Origin of the sequence: Streptomyces sp. NPDC046876 (assembly GCF_040645035.1) — a bacterium.
GTDB lineage: Bacteria > Actinomycetota > Actinomycetes > Streptomycetales > Streptomycetaceae > Streptomyces.
The window spans coordinates 16,434-32,865 of record NZ_JBEYXK010000078.1 but is presented as its reverse complement, the minus strand read 5'-3'; the positions used below and the strand labels follow the sequence as shown (position 1 = coordinate 32,865).

At 72.1% G+C, this 16,432-nt stretch carries 16 protein-coding genes and 1 tRNA gene; 10 read left to right on the top strand and 7 right to left on the bottom strand.

The annotated features are described in order from the left end of the window. Window positions 1-115: 115 nt before the first annotated feature. On the bottom strand, window positions 116-265 hold the full coding sequence (locus ABZ924_RS29320; protein WP_361916157.1) for a hypothetical protein: 150 nt from the start codon (window positions 263-265) through the stop codon (window positions 116-118). A gap of 96 nt (window positions 266-361) precedes the next feature. Next, complete coding sequence (phoU, locus tag ABZ924_RS29315) at window positions 362-1,033, bottom strand: phosphate signaling complex protein PhoU (RefSeq protein WP_361916154.1); 672 nt, start codon at window positions 1,031-1,033, stop codon at window positions 362-364. 211 nt (window positions 1,034-1,244) lie between these two features. On the opposite strand from phoU, the gene ABZ924_RS29310 reads away from it, so the two are divergent. Further along, entirely contained in the window at window positions 1,245-2,465 is a 1,221-nt protein-coding gene (locus ABZ924_RS29310; protein WP_361916151.1) for an ATP-binding protein, read from the top strand. Between the two features lie 36 nt (window positions 2,466-2,501). Next, window positions 2,502-3,182 (top strand): response regulator transcription factor, encoded by a 681-nt coding sequence (locus tag ABZ924_RS29305; RefSeq protein WP_007265514.1) that lies wholly within the window; start codon window positions 2,502-2,504, stop codon window positions 3,180-3,182. Window positions 3,183-3,288: 106 nt separating this feature from the next. Here the strand turns inward: ABZ924_RS29305 and ABZ924_RS29300 are convergent, their stop codons facing one another. After that, window positions 3,289-3,987, bottom strand: a complete 699-nt coding sequence (locus ABZ924_RS29300; RefSeq protein ID WP_361916148.1) for a DUF461 domain-containing protein — start codon at window positions 3,985-3,987, stop codon at window positions 3,289-3,291. Between the two features lie 672 nt (window positions 3,988-4,659). On the opposite strand from ABZ924_RS29300, the gene ABZ924_RS29295 reads away from it, so the two are divergent. From ABZ924_RS29295 to ABZ924_RS29270, 6 genes are all read left to right on the top strand, one after another. Further along, window positions 4,660-5,142: a CarD family transcriptional regulator gene (locus ABZ924_RS29295; RefSeq protein ID WP_003953493.1), complete on the top strand. Its 483-nt coding sequence runs from the start codon at window positions 4,660-4,662 to the stop codon at window positions 5,140-5,142. A gap of 285 nt (window positions 5,143-5,427) precedes the next feature. Further along, on the top strand, window positions 5,428-6,174 hold the full coding sequence (ispD, locus tag ABZ924_RS29290; RefSeq protein WP_361916145.1) for a 2-C-methyl-D-erythritol 4-phosphate cytidylyltransferase: 747 nt from the start codon (window positions 5,428-5,430) through the stop codon (window positions 6,172-6,174). Next, window positions 6,164-6,670 carry a 2-C-methyl-D-erythritol 2,4-cyclodiphosphate synthase gene (gene ispF / locus ABZ924_RS29285; protein ID WP_361916142.1) on the top strand — a complete coding sequence of 169 codons (507 nt, stop codon included), beginning with the start codon at window positions 6,164-6,166 and terminating at the stop codon, window positions 6,668-6,670. Before ispD ends, ispF begins: the two co-directional genes overlap by 11 nt. A gap of 104 nt (window positions 6,671-6,774) precedes the next feature. After that, window positions 6,775-8,175, top strand: a complete 1,401-nt coding sequence (gene cysS, locus ABZ924_RS29280; protein ID WP_361916139.1) for a cysteine--tRNA ligase — start codon at window positions 6,775-6,777, stop codon at window positions 8,173-8,175. Between the two features lie 101 nt (window positions 8,176-8,276). Then, entirely contained in the window at window positions 8,277-9,233 is a 957-nt protein-coding gene (gene rlmB, locus ABZ924_RS29275) for a 23S rRNA (guanosine(2251)-2'-O)-methyltransferase RlmB (RefSeq protein ID WP_361916136.1), read from the top strand. 180 nt (window positions 9,234-9,413) lie between these two features. Continuing rightward, a complete protein-coding gene (locus ABZ924_RS29270; RefSeq protein ID WP_361916133.1) occupies window positions 9,414-11,054 on the top strand; it encodes a DoxX family membrane protein in 1,641 nt (546 codons plus the stop codon). An 86-nt stretch (window positions 11,055-11,140) separates the two neighbouring features. Here ABZ924_RS29270 and ABZ924_RS29265 read toward each other — a convergent pair whose 3' ends face one another. The 3 genes from ABZ924_RS29265 to ugpC all read right to left on the bottom strand — a co-directional run bounded on the left by ABZ924_RS29265 (window position 11,141) and on the right by ugpC (window position 13,675). Then, window positions 11,141-11,860, bottom strand: coding sequence for a nucleotidyltransferase family protein (locus tag ABZ924_RS29265; RefSeq protein ID WP_361916165.1), 720 nt, complete (start codon window positions 11,858-11,860; stop codon window positions 11,141-11,143). 104 nt (window positions 11,861-11,964) lie between these two features. Next, entirely contained in the window at window positions 11,965-12,378 is a 414-nt protein-coding gene (locus tag ABZ924_RS29260) for a hypothetical protein (RefSeq protein ID WP_361916130.1), read from the bottom strand. A gap of 208 nt (window positions 12,379-12,586) precedes the next feature. Further along, on the bottom strand, window positions 12,587-13,675 hold the full coding sequence (gene ugpC / locus ABZ924_RS29255) for a sn-glycerol-3-phosphate ABC transporter ATP-binding protein UgpC (protein WP_361916128.1): 1,089 nt from the start codon (window positions 13,673-13,675) through the stop codon (window positions 12,587-12,589). A gap of 225 nt (window positions 13,676-13,900) precedes the next feature. Here ugpC and ABZ924_RS29250 point away from each other — a divergent pair. After that, window positions 13,901-13,977: transfer RNA gene (locus tag ABZ924_RS29250), tRNA-Thr, on the top strand. 111 nt (window positions 13,978-14,088) lie between these two features. Here ABZ924_RS29250 and ABZ924_RS29245 read toward each other — a convergent pair. Continuing rightward, window positions 14,089-15,468 (bottom strand): FAD-binding oxidoreductase, encoded by a 1,380-nt coding sequence (locus ABZ924_RS29245; protein ID WP_361916125.1) that lies wholly within the window; start codon window positions 15,466-15,468, stop codon window positions 14,089-14,091. A gap of 135 nt (window positions 15,469-15,603) precedes the next feature. On the opposite strand from ABZ924_RS29245, the gene ABZ924_RS29240 reads away from it, so the two are divergent. Continuing rightward, complete coding sequence (locus tag ABZ924_RS29240; RefSeq protein WP_361916122.1) at window positions 15,604-16,077, top strand: GNAT family N-acetyltransferase; 474 nt, start codon at window positions 15,604-15,606, stop codon at window positions 16,075-16,077. Window positions 16,078-16,432: the final 355 nt, after the last annotated feature.

Below are 16,432 nucleotides of genomic sequence, written 5' to 3'. Positions count from 1 at the left end.
GCCCCGCCCCCCGGGCCGGCGGGGGCGGGGGGGGCCACGCCCGATTGTTGTGCGGGGGGGCCCCGCCCCGGCCACTGCCCGGGCCGGGGCCCCTCGCGTACGCGCGACGGCGCCGTCACCCGCCGCACTGGCAGGGGGCGCCGGACTGGCAGCCGCAGCCGCAGCCCGAGCCGCAGCCGCAGGCTGCGAGCAGCGGCAGGCGCAGCGGCTCCGGCTTCGGCGGCTGCTCGTGCTCCGGAGTGACGGGGACGGGGGATTCGGGCATGGATCCTCCTCGCAGGCGGTGTACGGGGTAGGCGCACGTACTGCCTCGCCCTCATTCATGCCCAGCCGCACCGGCGCGTCAACGGCGCACTGGGGCTCAGACCGGCTCGGTCGGCTGCTGGAGCTCGTCCGCGTGCTCGCCCGTCACCAGGTACACCACGCGCTTGGCGACCGAGACCGCGTGGTCGGCGAACCGCTCGTAGTAGCGGCCCAGCAGGGTCACGTCCACGGCCGTCTCGATGCCGTGCTTCCAGCGGTCGTCCATCAGGTGCTGGAAGAGCGTGCGGTGCAGCTGGTCCATCTCGTCGTCGTCCGTCTCCAGCTGCAGCGCCAAGTCGACGTCCTTGGTGATGATCACCTCGGCGGCCTTGGCCATCAGGCGCTGCGCGAGCTGCCCCATCTCCAGGATGGTGGCGTGCAGGTCCCTCGGGACGGCCGTGTCCGGGAAGCGCAGCCGGGCCAGCTTGGCCACGTGCTGGGCCAGGTCGCCGGAGCGCTCCAGGTCGGCGCTCATGCGCAGCGAGGTGACCACGATGCGCAGGTCGGTGGCGACCGGCTGCTGGCGGGCCAGCAGCGCGATGGCGCGGGCCTCCAGGTCGTGCTGGAGGTCGTCGATCTTCTGGTCGGCCGCGATGACGCTCTCGGCGAGCTTCAGGTCGGCGTCGAGCATGGACGTCGTGGCCCGCCCGATGGCGGAGCCGACCAGCCGGGCCATCTCGACGAGGCCCTCCCCGATCGAGTCCAGTTCCTCGTGGTACGCGTCACGCATGGGTGTCCCTCTCTTGACCTACTGCGCTGGTGCCCGGGGCCCGGGCCGGTGCGGCCTGTGCCCCACGGTGCCACGGTGAGCGGTGAACGCGTCGGACTCCGGCACCGGAAGTGAATCAACTCCGTCGTCACGGTGAACTCTGGGCGACGACTGTTCGAGGTGCCACCCGAACGGCTGTGGAAGTGCTCTTGAGCCTGCTTAACCTGGACACATGGACGTGAACGCGGCGGTCGCCGCAGCTGCAGCGATCGCCGGTGTCTGCACCGGCGTCATCGCGATGCTGGCGTTCCGCTGGAGCGAGCGCGACCAGGCCCGCCCCACCCGGAGCTCCATGCGCCCGGACATCAACGCGGTGCTCCCGCCCGGCGTGGACACCGTACTGTCCGTGCTCCGCTCCTCCGCCGTCGTCCTCGACGAGGGCGACGCCGTCGTCAAGGCCAGCTCCGCCGCGTACGCCCTCGGGCTCGTCCGCGGCGGCAAGCTCGCGGTGGAACCCATGCTCCACATGGCCCGCGACACCCGCCGCGACGGCGAGATACGCCAGGTCGAGCTCGACCTGCCCCGGCGCGGCACCGGCCGCGGCGAGGCCCTCGCGGTCTCGGCGCGCGTCGCCCCGCTCGGCTCCCGGCTCGTGCTGCTGCTGGTGGAGGACCTCACCGAGGCCCGCCGCATCGAAGCCGTGCGCCGGGACTTCGTCGCGAACGTCAGCCACGAGCTGAAGACGCCGGTCGGCGCGATCTCCCTGCTGTCCGAGGCCGTCATGGACGCCGCGGACGACCCCGAGGCGGTCAGCCGCTTCGCCGGCCGCATGCAGATCGAGGCCACCCGCCTGATCAACCTCGTCCAGGAGCTCATCGACCTCTCCCGGGTCCAGAACGACGACCCGCTGGAGGACGCCGAGCCCGTCCGCGTGGACACGCTCGTCGCCGAGGCCGTCGACCGCTGCCGCCACACCGCCTCGTCGAAGCAGATCACCATGGCCTCGGGCGGCACCGCCGACCTGTTCGTGTGGGGCAACCGCGGCCAGCTCGCCGCCGCCCTGGGCAACCTCGTCGAGAACGCCGTCAACTACAGCCCCGCCCGCACCCGCGTCGGCATCGCCGCCCGCCGGGTCACCGCCCCCGGCGGCGACCTGATCGAGCTCGCCGTGACCGACCAGGGCATCGGCATCCCCAAGAAGGACCGCGAGCGCATCTTCGAACGCTTCTACCGCGTCGACCCGGCCCGCTCCCGCGCGACCGGCGGAACCGGGCTCGGCCTTGCGATCGTGAAGCATGTCGCGGCCTCCCACGGCGGGGAGGTCTCCGTGTGGAGCTCCGAGGGTCAGGGCTCCACCTTCACCCTGCGGCTGCCGGAATCGGCCGCACCTTCGGACCGGCCCGCCCCCGCGGCGGAACCGGCCCCCGCCCCCAGCCACCCGACCCCAGCCTGAACCAGAACCAGCCATTCCTGCCCCGGAGGTCCTTCCGTGACCCGAGTGCTCGTCGTCGAGGATGAGGAATCCTTCAGCGACGCCCTGTCCTACATGCTCCGCAAGGAGGGCTTCGAGGTCGCGATCGCTGCGACCGGGCCCGACGGGCTCGACGAGTTCGAGCGCAACGGCGCCGACCTCGTCCTCCTCGACCTGATGCTGCCGGGCCTGCCCGGCACGGAGGTCTGCCGGCAGCTGCGCGGCCGCTCCAACGTCCCCGTGATCATGGTGACGGCCAAGGACAGCGAGATCGACAAGGTCGTCGGGCTGGAAATAGGAGCCGACGACTACGTCACCAAGCCCTTCTCCTCGCGGGAGCTGGTCGCCCGCATCCGCGCGGTCCTGCGCCGCCGCGGCGAGCCCGAGGAGGTCACCCCGGCCGCCCTGGAGGCCGGTCCGGTGCGCATGGACGTCGACCGGCACGTGGTCACCGTCGCCGGAGCAAAGGTGGACCTCCCGCTCAAGGAGTTCGACCTGCTGGAGATGCTGCTGCGCAACGCGGGCCGCGTACTGACCCGCATGCAGCTGATCGACCGGGTGTGGGGCGCCGACTACGTGGGCGACACCAAGACCCTCGACGTGCACGTCAAGCGCCTGCGCGCCAAGATCGAGCCGGACCCGGGCGCCCCGCGCTACCTGGTCACGGTCCGGGGCCTCGGCTACAAGTTCGAGCCCTAAGCCCTGCCTCCCGCCCCGGTCCAGGGGGCGTGCAGCTACGGGAAGGGCCCCGTCCGCATCGGCGGACGGGGCCCTTCCCGTACGTGCTTCTGGCTACTGCCGGGGCTCAGTGGCCGGCGTGCGAGGCGGAGGCCGACGGCGAGCCCGCCGGGGTGGCGCCCGCGGCGGGGGAGCCCGACGCGGCGGGGCTCGCACCGGCGGCCGGGGAGCCGGACGGGGACGCGGCCGGGGAGCCCGACGGCGCGGCGGCGGGGCTGCCCGAGGCGGAAGGGCCGGCGGCCGGGGCCTCGGTCGGGCCGAAGCCGGCGTACAGGCCGGTGTTCGGGACGACGAGCGCAGCGAGCTCGACGTCGCCGGTGTTGCTCAGCTGGAAGACGACCTTCTGGGCGTCGCCGTTCTTCACGGCCTCGTTGCCGCCCTCGATCACGGCGGACGCGTTGCCCTTGCCGCCGATGACGACGGAGCCGCCGGCCGGCACGACGACCTTGCCCGCGCCACCCTCGGCACCCTTGAGCGTGACCTTGGCCTTGCCGCCCGGCAGGGTGATCGCGTCGAGGGTCTGCGGCTTGTCGCCCTGGTTGAAGACCGTCGCCGAGACGACCGCGGGGCCACCCTTCTTGTCCTTGCCGCCCTGGGTGATCACCAGCGCGTTCTGGACCTTGATGTCGCCCTTGGTGACGGCGGCGTTGTCCGGCTTGATCTGGAGCGTCTGCGCGTCGTTGCCCGCACCGCATGCGGCCAGCGAGGCGATCGAGAACACGACGGCGGTGGCGGCGAGGGCGCCGCGTCGAAGGCTGCGGCTCACGGCGGCGGCAACTCCTTGGACGTACGGAACGGAAGGATGGCGGCCTCGGGGCGGCCGAGGTAAAGCCGCCCTAAGGGTGTGTCAGCGGGCTTAGGTTACCGAGCCGCCGCCCCGCCCCCGCACCCGACCCTCCGCAGCGCACGGGCGGCCCTGCGCCACCTCCGCGATCTTCCATTCCGCATGGTCTTCGCCATGGTCCTCGACGCGCTCTTCCCGGTGCTCTCCCCGATGGTCTCCCCGGTGGTCTCGGCCGGTGCCCGCGCCTGCTCTTCGTGCCCCGTTCACATGCCGTCCGCATATCACCCTCCGGTGGCCCTGTGATCAATTCCGGGATTCCTTCGAACGGCTCTCCGTGATCAATTCCAGGATTGGGCCGGAACCGCTCCGTACGGGTGGCCCCCAGTCGAACGGAGTACTTCGGTTTCCCGGCTTCGAAACCGGCAAAACAGGACGTACGTCACACTGGTGGGGTACCCGGCCAGGTGTAACGTGGCCGTTTCACCCGGTCCGCACAGCGCCTCCGACCTGCGAATACCCCCCTCCGGAAGCCCTCCGCAGCACGTCCCCGCCGCTGTTGTCAAGCCCCGAGATGTGCCCTGACCTGCGAAAACGCCATTCATAACAGTCAGTTCTCGTGTTACCCTGGATAGCCACGGAAGGGGTACCTGTCACATGACGTTCAAGGTTGGCGACACCGTGGTCTATCCCCATCACGGGGCCGCGCTGATCGAGGCCATCGAAACTCGCCAGATCAAAGGCGTGGACAAGACCTACTTGGTGCTCAAGGTCGCCCAGGGCGACCTGACGGTTCGTGTGCCTGCGGACAATGCGGAGTTCGTCGGCGTTCGCGACGTAGTCGGCCAGGACGGGCTGGACCGGGTCTTCGAGGTGCTGCGTGCACCGTATGCCGAAGAGCCCACGAACTGGTCCCGTCGCTACAAGGCAAATCTGGAGAAGCTCGCTTCTGGCGACGTCATCAAGGTCGCCGAAGTGGTGCGCGACCTGTGGCGCCGCGAGCGCGAGCGCGGGCTCTCCGCGGGTGAGAAGCGCATGCTCGCGAAGGCGCGTCAGATCCTGGTCAGCGAGCTCGCGCTCGCAGAGAACACCAACGAGGACAAGGCCGAGGCCCTCCTCGACGAGGTTCTCGCGTCCTGACGGACGGAGCCCAAACGCAGTTGTGCCGCGGTGCCCGATGACAAGCCCTCTCCTCACGGGAGGGCTGTTGCCGGGCGCTGCGGCATGTCTGTCTGTACCGCCCGCACCGCCGTGGCCGCCTGCACTGCCGTTCCGTACACGCACCCAGTACTGACGTACTGACCGGTGCCGGGTCCGGGCAGCCGGCTCGACCGGTCGTCACGGAAGGGGCGAGGGCGTCGCACCCGGCACTCCCAAGGCCATACCCACGTCGGCCGAAGTCACAAACCTGGCTCGGAGCTACTGATGTCTGACGAACCGCGTCCCCACCGCACGGCCGCCGTGATCCCGGCCGCCGGCCGCGGGGTACGCCTCGGCCCCGGCGCCCCCAAGGCCCTGCGGGCCCTCGGGGGCACCCCCATGCTCATCCACGCCGTCCGCGCGATGGCCCGCTCCCGGGCCGTGTCGCTGGTCGTCGTCGTCGCCCCGTCCGACGGCGCCGCCGAGGTGCGCAACCTCCTGGACGAGCACCCGCTGCCCGAGAGGACCGAGGTCCTCGTCGTCCCCGGAGGCGACACCCGCCAGGAATCCGTGCGCGCCGGCCTCGCCGCGCTCCCGCCGGACGTCACCTCCGTCCTCATCCACGACGCCGCCCGCCCGCTGGTGCCCGTCGACACCGTCGACGCCGTGGTCGAGGCCGTCCGCGACGGCGCCCCCGCCGTCGTTCCCGCACTGCCCCTGGCGGACACCGTCAAGGAGGTCGAGCCCGCCGGACCGGGCGAGCCCGAGCCGGTCGTCGCCACGCCCGAGCGGGCCCGGCTGCGTGCCGTCCAGACCCCGCAGGGCTTCGACCTCGCCACGCTCGTCAAGGCGCACGAGACCATTGCCGTCAACGGCGAGGGTGCCACCGACGACGCCGGAATGGTCGAACGGCTCGGCACCACCGTCGTGGTGGTCCCCGGCCACGAAGAGGCCTTCAAGGTCACCCGCCCGCTCGACCTGGTCCTCGCCGAGGCCGTACTCGCCCGCAGGAGGGCCACCGATGCGTACTAGCCCCGAAGGCGCGCCCCTGATCCCGCTCGTCGGGATCGGCACCGACGTCCACGCCTTCGAGACCGGCCGCGAACTGTGGTGCGCGGGCCTGCTCTGGGAGGGCGAGGACGGCCTCGCCGGCCACTCCGACGGCGACGTCGCCGCCCACGCGGCCTGCGACGCCCTCTTCTCCGCCGCCGGCGTCGGCGACCTCGGTGCCCACTTCGGCACCTCCCGCCCCGAGTGGTCCGGCGCCGCCGGCGTCACCCTCCTGGCCGAGGCCGCCCGTATCGTCCGCGCCGAGGGCTTCGAGATCGGCAACATCGCCATCCAGGTGATCGGCGTCCGCCCGAAGATCGGCAAGCGGCGCGACGAAGCGCAGAAGGCGCTCGCCGCCGCCGCGGGCGCCCCGGTCTCCGTCTCCGGCACCACCACCGACGGACTGGGCCTGACCGGCCGCGCCGAAGGCCTCGCCGCCATCGCCACCGCCCTGGTCTACCGGACAAACCGGGCCTGACCGCCCGTACCGGACGGCCCCGCGCGACACGACCGCGGCGACAAACCGCCCCGCGCCCCCAAAGGGTCGCGGGGCACTGCCACCGGCCCACTACCCTGGATCCCGTGACTATTCGCCTGTACGACACCAGCGCCCGGCAGATCCGTGACTTCACCCCGCTCGTTCCGGGCTGCGTCTCGATCTACCTCTGTGGTGCCACCGTGCAGGCGGCCCCGCACATCGGGCACATCCGCTCGGGCCTGAACTTCGACATCATGCGCCGCTGGTTCGCGTACCGCGGCTACGACGTCACCTTCATCCGCAACGTCACGGACATCGACGACAAGATCATCGCCAAGTCGGCCGAGCAGGGCCGCCCCTGGTGGTCCATCGGCTACGAGAACGAGCAGGCCTTCAACCACGGCTACGACGCCCTCGGCTGCCTGCGCCCGACCTACGAGCCCCGCGCCACCGGCCACGTGCCCGAGATGATCGAGATGATGCGCGGCCTCATCGAGCGCGGCCACGCGTACGAGGCCGACGGCAACGTCTACTTCGACGTGCGCTCCTTCCCCGGCTACCTGGCGCTGTCGAACCAGGAGCTCGACAACCTGCTCCAGCCCTCCGGCGAGGGCGAGACCGGCAAGCGCGACGCCCGCGACTTCGCCATGTGGAAGTCCGCCAAGCCCGGCGAGCCCTCCTGGGAGACCCCGTGGGGCCGCGGCCGCCCCGGCTGGCACCTGGAGTGCTCCGCCATGGCCCACAAGTACCTCGGCGAGGCCTTCGACATCCACGGCGGCGGGCTGGACCTGATCTTCCCGCACCACGAGAACGAGATCGCCCAGGCCAAGGCCTTCGGCGACGACTTCGCGGCGTACTGGGTCCACAACGCCTGGGTCACCATGTCCGGCGAGAAGATGTCCAAGTCCCTCGGCAACTCGGTGCTCGTTTCCGAGATGGTCAAGACCTGGCGCCCCATCGTCCTGCGCTACTACCTCGGCACCCCTCACTACCGCTCGATGATCGAGTACAGCGAGGAGGCCCTGCGCGAGGCCGAATCCGCCTTCGCCCGCATCGAGGGCTTCTGCCAGCGCGTCGTGGAGAAGGCCGGCAAGACCGTCGACCCGGCCCCCGAGGTGCCGCCCGCCTTCGCCGAGGCCATGGACGACGACCTCGGCGTCCCCCAGGCCCTCGCCATCGTCCACACCACCGTCCGCCAGGGCAACAGCGCCCTCGCCGCCGACGACAAGGACGCCGCGATCGCCCGCCTGTCCGAGGTGCGCGCGATGCTCGGCGTCCTCGGCCTCGACCCGCTCGACCCGCAGTGGTCCGAGGAGACCGACCGCGGCGAGGACCTCCACGGCGCCGTCGACACCCTCGTACGGCTCGTCCTCGAGCAGCGCGAGTCCGCCCGCGCCCGCAAGGACTGGGCCACCGCCGACGCCATCCGCGACCAGCTCCAGCAGTCCGGTCTCGTCATCGAGGACAGCCCCTCGGGTCCCCGCTGGACCCTCGGCCCCCGCTGAGGCGACACCGCCCGGACCAGCTCTGTTGTGCCGCCCGGGCCTCCGGGCGGCACACTCTTCATACGTACGTACCGCAGCACCAACGAAAACAGGTAGAGGTCATGGCCGGGAACAGCCAGCGCAGGAACCGCCGCACGTCCAACAAGAAGGGCGCCACGGTCGGCAGCGGTGGTCAGCGGCGCAAGGGCCTGGAGGGCAAGGGCCCCACGCCCAAGGCCGAGGACCGCAAGGGCCACAAGGCGCACCGCATCTCCAACGCCATGGCCAAGCAGGCCGCCAAGCGCCGCCCGGCCCCCCGCCGCGGCGGACCCAAGGGCACCAGCGAGATGGTCGTCGGCCGCAACCCCGTCTTCGAGGCCCTGCGCGACGGCGTACCCGCCACCACCCTGTACGTCCAGCAGTTCATCGACAACGACGAGCGCGTCCGCGAGGCGCTCAAGCTCGCCGGCGAGCGCGGCAACATCAACCTGATGGAGGCCCCCCGCCCCGAGCTGGACCGCATGACGGGCGGCCTCAACCACCAGGGCCTGGTCCTCCAGGTCCCGCCGTACGAGTACGCCCACCCCGAGGACCTCACCGCCGAGGCCTACGACAACGGCGAGGACCCGCTGATCGTCGCCCTCGACGGCGTCACCGACCCGCGCAACCTCGGTGCCATCGTCCGCTCCGTCTCCGCCTTCGGCGGCCACGGCGTCGTCATCCCCGAGCGCCGCGCCGCCGGCATGACCGCCGGCGCCTGGAAGACCTCCGCGGGCACCGCCGCCCGCACCCCGGTCTCCCGCGTCACCAACCTCACCCGTGCCCTGCAGGAGTACAAGAAGGCCGGCCTGGCCATCGTCGGCCTCGCCGCCGAGGGCGAGCACTCCGTCGCCGACCTCGACGCCCTCGCCGGCCCCGTCGTCATCGTCGTCGGCTCCGAGGGCAAGGGCCTCGGCCGCCTCGTCGGCGAGAACTGCGACTACCTCGTCCGCATCCCGATGCCCGGCGGCGCCGAATCCCTCAACGCCGGTGTCGCCGCCGGCGTCGTCCTCTACGAGGCGGCCCGCCGCCGCGCCTGAACCGGCCACCGCGCGAGCCCCGGCCCCTCCCGGCACCCGCCGGTTGTGCCACTTGGCTCACGCACCGTGACCCGTGAGCGTGCCACCCCGCCCGTTTCGGGCGGGGTGGCTTGATCTTGACGGGTCTCGGACACATCCCTGCTGTCAAGGCAGTGTCCTAAACACTGATCACTCGGTTAGATGAGTGTGGACACCAGAACGTCAGGGTTCGACGACCAGCCCGCGCTGAGCATGGTCAAGGTGCCGTGCGACCCCGCACAGGTCATCGTCAACCACGCCAGCTTCCGCGTGCGGCTCGCACCGAGCCCGAGCGCGCGTTCCAAGCCCGCGAACGCACCCGGCCGGGTCCCCGCCCTCGGCGGCGCCCTCGCCGCAGCCGGCGCCGCCGCCGCGGGCGCCACCCGCCGCCGCGCCCCCGTCGTCTGGAGCGGCAAATCCGCCCCCGGCGACACCGCCGCCATGGGCGGGCTCCTCCAGGCCGTCCGCGAACACGGCCGCGGCCACGACGACTACGACGGCGGCGCCACCCAGGTCATCCCCCGGGTCGACCTCGCCCACGACCTCGCCGGCGACACCGTCCCCACCCCCACCGTCATCGGACAGCGCAACCACCGCGACCGCGAAGCCGACGAAACCCGGCCCCTCGCAGCCGTACGCGACCTGCCCCACCCCGCGGGCCCCGCCGGCCAGACCCCGTACGGCCACACCCCGTACGGTCACGACCCGTACGACCACGACCCGTACGACCACGACGCCTACCACGACGGCACCTACCACGACGGCCCCTACGCCGACGGCCCCCCACAGGACGCCACCCGCCGCACCCCCACCGACAGCCGCGGCCACGCCTCCTACTACCCCGGCCGCCGCATGAACCTCGGCGTCGTCCTCCTCCCCCTGCGCGTCTTCCTCGGCTTCATCTCCATCTACGCCGGCATGGGCAAACTCTGCGACCCGGTCTACTTCGACGGCGGCGAACGCGGATCCATGGTCACGTGGCTGCGCACCCTCCACCCCTGGGCCCTCGCCGAACCCCTGCGCGACTTCGCCCTCGCCCACCCCGTCGGCGCCGGACTCACCGTCGCCTTCCTCCAGGTCATCGTCGGCGTCCTCACCGTCCTCGGCCTCTGGCAGCGCTTCGCCGCCTGCTTCGGCGCACTCCTGTCCGCCGCCCTGCTGATGACCGTCAGCTGGAAGACCGTCCCCGCCTACGACGCGCCCGACATCATCTACCTCGCCGCCTGGAGCCCCCTCATCATCGCGGGCGCCCCCGTCTACTCCCTCGACGGACGCCTCGCCGGCGAAGCCTGGCGCACCCTCGGACCCCGCTCCGACCTCTGGTCCCTGCGCCGCCGCGTCCTGCGCCGCGGAGCCGTCATGGCCACCGTCGTCTGCGGACTCACCCTCCTCACCGGCTCCCTCCTCGGCGGCGCCGTCCGCTCCAGCACCGTCGTCACCGTCCCCGGACCCGGCCAGGAACCCAGCAACTACCTCCCCGGCTCCCCGCTGCCCAAGGCACCCGGCAAGCCGCAGCAGCAGCCCACCAGCCAGCAGCCCACCAAGCCCGCCGAACCCACCCCGAGCGCCACCGCCCCCTCCGCCAAGCCCGGCCGCACCGCCGGCACCACCCGCGAAACCACCGGAACCGGCTCGCAGTCGCCCACCGCCAGCCGCGGCGCCGCCGGCAGCCAGACCAGCGGCACCACCACCAAGCAGACCGCCCCCAAGGCCCCGTCCTCCTCCAGCAGCGGCACCCGAAGCACCTCGGGCGGCGAAACCCCCTCCAAGAAGCCCGGCCTCGTCGGCGGCCTCCTCGGCTGACACGCCCCCCCGCACCACCAAGGGCCGGGGCCCGGAGCGCAACAGCGCTCCGGGCCCCGGCCCTTTGCCACGTGCCTGAGAACGCCTCAGGAGCCGCCCTGCCCGGCCAACTCCCGCGCCGCCTCCGTCAGATCCTTCGCCGTATCGATCGCCCGCCAGTACGCGCCCTGGGGCAGCGGGAAACCCGCCAACCGCCGCTCACGTGCCAACCGCGGAAACGTCGTCCGCTCGTGGTCCCCCAGATCGGGCAGCAGCGCCGTGAACTCCGGAGCGAACACGTACACCCCCGCATTGATCAGGTACGGCGACGGCGGAGCCTCGATGAAATCCAGCACCTGCCCGAACTCGTTCGTCTCCACCGCACCCCACGGAATCCGCGGCCGCGCCAGCGCCAGCGTCGCCGTCGCCCCCCGCTCCGCATGGAACGCCGCCATCTCCCGCAGCGAGAACCGCGTCCAGATGTCCCCGTTCGTCGCGTACCACGGCCGCTCCGGATGCGGCAGGTGCCGGGCCGCGTACTTCAGCCCCCCGCCCCGCCCCAGCGGCTCCGCCTCCACCACCGTCGTCACCCGCAATGGCAGATCGGCCTTGGCCAGCCACTCCTGCAGCACCTCGGCCAGGTGCCCGCACGAGACCACCGCATCGGTGACCCCCTCCGCGGCCAACCACGCCAGCTGGTGCCCGATGATCGGCACCCCGGTCCCCGGGATCTCCACCATCGGCTTCGGCCGGTCGTCCGTGTACGGCCGCAGCCGCGACCCCTGCCCGCCCGCCAGGACCACCGCCTGCGTGGGCGCCTGGGTCAGGGCGGCCGGGACCGCGGCCGCGGAAACATCGGAATCGGAACGGGGAGCGGGAGGTACGTCGGTCATGGGCGCCAGCGTAGAGGCCCGCCCCCGGAACCGGACCCTCAGCCCATGGAAGCCACACCGGTCGCGTACGAGGTGTCGCACACGGGCCGCGCGAACGACTGCGCCTTCGTCGGCCCGTACGCCTCCACGGCGGCCCGCCCCAGCGCCCGCGCGATCCCCATGCAGTGGCCGGCCAGCGACGGCCGCTTGTCCACTTCCTGCTGCAGGTGCGTCAGGACGTCACCCGGCATCTCGCCCTGCTGGAGCTCGCCCAGCAGCTTGTCGCGCAGCACGTCCTGTGGCGCGCGCGGCTTCGCGGGGACGGATACGTCCTCGGCGGACGCGGTCAGGATCCTGGACGAAGAGTTGTCCGCCCAGGGAACCATGGTGACCGCGAGGGTCCCGGACAGGACCAGGACGACGGGCAGGACCAGGGCGAGGGAACGGCCGATTCGGCGGGCAGTGTGGGTCACGAAGGCGAGAGTAGCGTTCGGTGACGGCGTGGCGACAGCTGGTCACCCGGTCGGGGGATCGTTCGACGTGGTTTTTCGAATCCCGTGTTGACGACCGGCGGCGAATGCCCGATCCGCCCGCCCGGACAGCATGCCCGAAGGGGCGCCCCAACGGGAGCGCCCCTTCGAGTGCATCTGCGCGTCCGCGCCTCTGCGCGAGGACAGCCGGTCAGTCGGACAGCCGCTGGCCGGACGAGGTCGAGAACACGTGGATCTCGCCGGCCCGCGGCACCACGTGCAGGCTCGAGCCCTTCTCCGGGACCTGGCGGCCACCCACGCGGACCACGATGTCCCGGCCGCCGTCGGCCTTGGAGGTGCTGCCGTACACGTACCCGTCCGCACCGAGCTCCTCGACCACGTTCACCGTGATCGTCAGACCGCCCTCGGTGCCGATGTCGAAGTGCTCCGGGCGCACGCCGACCGTGACGGTCCGGTCGCCCGCGTCCGCGGCCGCCGCGAGCGCCTCGCGCGACACCGGGACGACGCTCTCGCCGAACTTCACGCCGCCGTCGGTGATCGGGACCTCGACCAGGTTCATGGCCGGCGAGCCGATGAACCCGGCCACGAACAGGTTCGCCGGACGGTCGTACATGTTCCGCGGCGTGTCCACCTGCTGGAGCAGGCCGTCCTTGAGCACCGCCACCCGGTCGCCCATGGTCATGGCCTCGACCTGGTCGTGCGTGACGTACACCGTGGTGATGCCCAGGTCGCGCTGGAGCGCGGCGATCTGCGTACGGGTGGAGACGCGGAGCTTGGCGTCGAGGTTCGACAGCGGCTCGTCCATCAGGAAGACCTGCGGCTTGCGGACGATGGCCCGGCCCATCGCGACGCGCTGGCGCTGACCGCCGGAGAGCGCCTTGGGCTTGCGGTCCAGGTACTGGGTGAGGTCCAGCATCTTCGCCGCGTCCTCGACCTTGCGGCGGATGGTGGCCTTGTCCTCGCCGGCGATCTTCAGGGCGAAGCCCATGTTGTCGGCGACGGTCATGTGCGGGTACAGCGCGTAGTTCTGGAACACCATCGCGATGTCCCGGTCCTTGGGCGGCAGGTGGGTGACGTCGCGTTCGCCGATGCGGATGGCGCCCCCGTTGACGTCCTCCAGGCCCGCGAGCATGCGCAGGGAGGTGGACTTGCCGCAGCCGGAGGGGCCGACGAGGACGAGGAACTCGCCGTCCTCGATGTGCAGGTCGAGCTCGTCGACGGCGGGCTTGTCCCCGCCGGGGTAGAGCCGGGTCGCCTTGTCGAAGGTGACGGAAGCCATGCTGATGCATCCCTTCTACCGGCAGGAACGTGCCGGACGATCCGAGTGGAAGGAAGTGGTGGTCTGGTCCACCGCGGTGGACTTCCGCCCGACGCTACCCGGCGGGGGGCGTTCTGTCAGTACCGGGCGGAGGTGACGTGCACCGGTGCAGGCCGAAAAGACCTTCGCGGGCGGGCCCGTCGGCTGTGTAAAGTGAAGGCGATTCTGTGCGCCCCGGCGCCACAGGCCTCCTTAGCTCAGCTGGCCAGAGCACCGCTCTTGTAAAGCGTAGGTCGTCGGTTCGAATCCGACAGGGGGCTCCATGCCTGGTCAGCAGCTTGCCGGACCAGGGAGTTCGTACGGAAGCGGAAGGCCCCGGACCTTGTGGTCCGGGGCCTTTTGCGTGCGCGGCAGGGGCAGTGGGGTCAGTGGGGTCAGTGTCGGCCCGAGATGCGGTCTGCCAGGCGGGCCAGCGGGGTCGTCGTCGGGGTGTGGGTGGCGGCCTCGCGGCGGTCGGCCTCGCGGTAGGCCGCGTACAGGGCCTGGACGCCGAGCCAGCGCAGGGGCTCCGGCTCCCAGCGGCGGACGCGGTGGTTGACCCAGGGCAGGTCGGTCAGCTCCGTGGTGGCGTTCAGGACGAGGTCGCGCAGGGTGCGGGCCGCCAGGTTCGAGGTGGCGACGCCCGAGCCGACGTAGCCGCCGGCCCAGCCGAGGCCCGTGGCGTGGTCCAGGGCGACGGTGGCGCACCAGTCGCGGGGGACGCCGAGGACGCCCGACCAGGCGTGGGTGATCTCCACGCCCGCGAGGGCCGGGAAGAAGGCGGTCAGCAGGCGGGTGAGCGCGGCGACGGTCGAGGGCTGTGTGGTGCCGTCGTGGTCCGTGCGGGAGCCGTAGCGGTACGGGACGCCGCGGCCGCCGATCGCGATGCGGCCGTCGGCGGTGCGTTGGGCGTACATGTAGGCGTGGGCCATGTCGCCGAGGGTTTCGGCGCCGGTCCAGCCGATGCGGTCCCAGGTGGAGTCGGGGAGGGGGGCCGTGACGATCATCGAGGAGTTCATGGGGAGCCAGGCGCGCTTGTGGCCCTTGAGGCCGGCGGTGAAGCCTTCGGTGCAGCGCAGGACGAAGGGGGCGCGGATGCTGCCGTAGGGGGTGGTGGCGCGGCGTGGGGCGATGTCGGTGACGGGGGTGGACTCGTGGATGACGACGCCGAGGCGTTCGCAGGCTTCGGCGAGGCCGTCGACGAGCTTGAGGGGGTGGATGCGGGCGCCGTGGGGGGTCCAGGTGGAGCCGACGGCGTCGGCGATGTCGATGCGGGCGCGGGTGGCGGTGGCGTCGTGGAGTTGGCGGTCGGTCTCGCCGAAGGCGAGTTCGGCGGCGTGGAAGGCTTTGAGGCGGGTGAGCTGGGCGGGGGTGCGGGCGACTTCGAGGACGCCGCCGCGGTGGATGTCGGCGTCGATGCCTTCCTTGGCGGCGATGTCGATGACCTCGGTGACGGTGGCGTTCATGGCCTGTTGGAGGCGCTGTGCGGCGGCGTGGCCGTGGAGGCGGGCGTAGCGGTCGCGGCCGGCGATGCCGTTGTAGAGCCAGCCGCCGTTGCGGCCGGAGGCCCCGTAGCCGCAGAACTTCTGTTCGAGGACGGTGATGCGGAGGTCGGGGGCGGAGGTCTTGAGGTAGTAGGCGGTCCACAGGCCGGTGTAGCCGCCGCCGACGATGACGACGTCGGCGGTGGTGTCGCCGGTGAGGGGGGCGCGGGGCGGCCGGGTGCGGGTGGCGTTCGTCGCGTGCCAGAAGGAGATGCCGCCGTTGATGGTCATGGGGGAGTTGGTACACGGGGTTCTGGAGGGGCGTCCAGGGTCGGGGTGTCGGGTTTTGGGGGCGGGGGCCTGGCGGTTTGGTGGGTGCGGGTGGGGGCTGGGCGGTCCCCGTGGGGGCGGGCCTAGGCTGCGGGGATGATCCGTAGTGCTGAGGTCGAAGACGTTCCCGTGATCCATTCGATGATCCGCGAGCTGGCGGAGTACGAGAGGGTGCCGCACGAGGCGCGGGCGACGGAGGAGCAGTTGCGGCAGGCGCTGTTCGGGGAGCGCCCGGCGGCGTTCGCGCACGTGGCCCTGTCGGAGGAGGGGGAGCCGGTCGGGTTCTCGTTGTGGTTCTTGAACTTCTCGACGTGGCGGGGGGTGCACGGCATCTATCTGGAGGACCTGTACGTGCGTCCGGGGGCGCGTGGGGGCGGGTACGGGAAGGCGCTGCTGGGGGAGTTGGCCCGGCTGTGCGTGGAGCGGGGGTATGAGCGGCTGGAGTGGTCGGTGTTGAAGTGGAACGAGCCGACGATCGCCTTCTACGAGGCGTTGGGGGCGCGGCCGCAGGACGAGTGGACGGTGTACCGGCTGACGGACGGGGCGTTGCGGCGGCTGGGTTCCGGCTGAAGGGGCTCTTGCCGGTGGGCTCCGCCCCGTACCCCGCGCCTCAAACGCCGGCGGGGCTGAGTTTGCCGGGCCCCCGTCTCAGGGGGCGGCGAGGACTGGTCGGCTCCGGCGTGGGCGGCAGGCCGGGGGGCTGGGTGCGAATCCAGCCTGCGCGGCGTTTGAGCGCACCGGGCGCGGAGCGCCCGGAACCGGGTCCGGGCGGAGCCCGGGGAACCGGCGGGGGCCGGGGCCGCAGGCCCCGGTTTTCGGGAAGGGGCGGGGAGGGGAACGGCTCCGCGCAGCGGCTCACCCGCGCCACGTCCGGCCCTGTGCCTGCACATGTAGCCCGCCCGTGTCCGGCCGCAGCCGCAGCCGC

Excerpts from the sequence above, each read along its gene's own strand:
- ispD (WP_361916145.1), top strand. The coding sequence starts at position 5,428 with ATGTCTGACGAACCGCGTCCCCACCGCACGGCCGCCGTGATCCCGGCC.
- phoU (WP_361916154.1), bottom strand. The coding sequence starts at position 1,033 with ATGCGTGACGCGTACCACGAGGAACTGGACTCGATCGGGGAGGGCCTC.
- ABZ924_RS29320 (WP_361916157.1), bottom strand. The coding sequence starts at position 265 with ATGCCCGAATCCCCCGTCCCCGTCACTCCGGAGCACGAGCAGCCGCCG.
- ABZ924_RS29270 (WP_361916133.1), top strand. The coding sequence starts at position 9,414 with ATGAGTGTGGACACCAGAACGTCAGGGTTCGACGACCAGCCCGCGCTG.
- rlmB (WP_361916136.1), top strand. The coding sequence starts at position 8,277 with ATGGCCGGGAACAGCCAGCGCAGGAACCGCCGCACGTCCAACAAGAAG.
- ABZ924_RS29295 (WP_003953493.1), top strand. The coding sequence starts at position 4,660 with ATGACGTTCAAGGTTGGCGACACCGTGGTCTATCCCCATCACGGGGCC.
- ABZ924_RS29240 (WP_361916122.1), top strand. The coding sequence starts at position 15,604 with ATGATCCGTAGTGCTGAGGTCGAAGACGTTCCCGTGATCCATTCGATG.
- ABZ924_RS29310 (WP_361916151.1), top strand. The coding sequence starts at position 1,245 with ATGGACGTGAACGCGGCGGTCGCCGCAGCTGCAGCGATCGCCGGTGTC.
- ispF (WP_361916142.1), top strand. The coding sequence starts at position 6,164 with ATGCGTACTAGCCCCGAAGGCGCGCCCCTGATCCCGCTCGTCGGGATC.
- ABZ924_RS29245 (WP_361916125.1), bottom strand. The coding sequence starts at position 15,468 with ATGACCATCAACGGCGGCATCTCCTTCTGGCACGCGACGAACGCCACC.
- ugpC (WP_361916128.1), bottom strand. The coding sequence starts at position 13,675 with ATGGCTTCCGTCACCTTCGACAAGGCGACCCGGCTCTACCCCGGCGGG.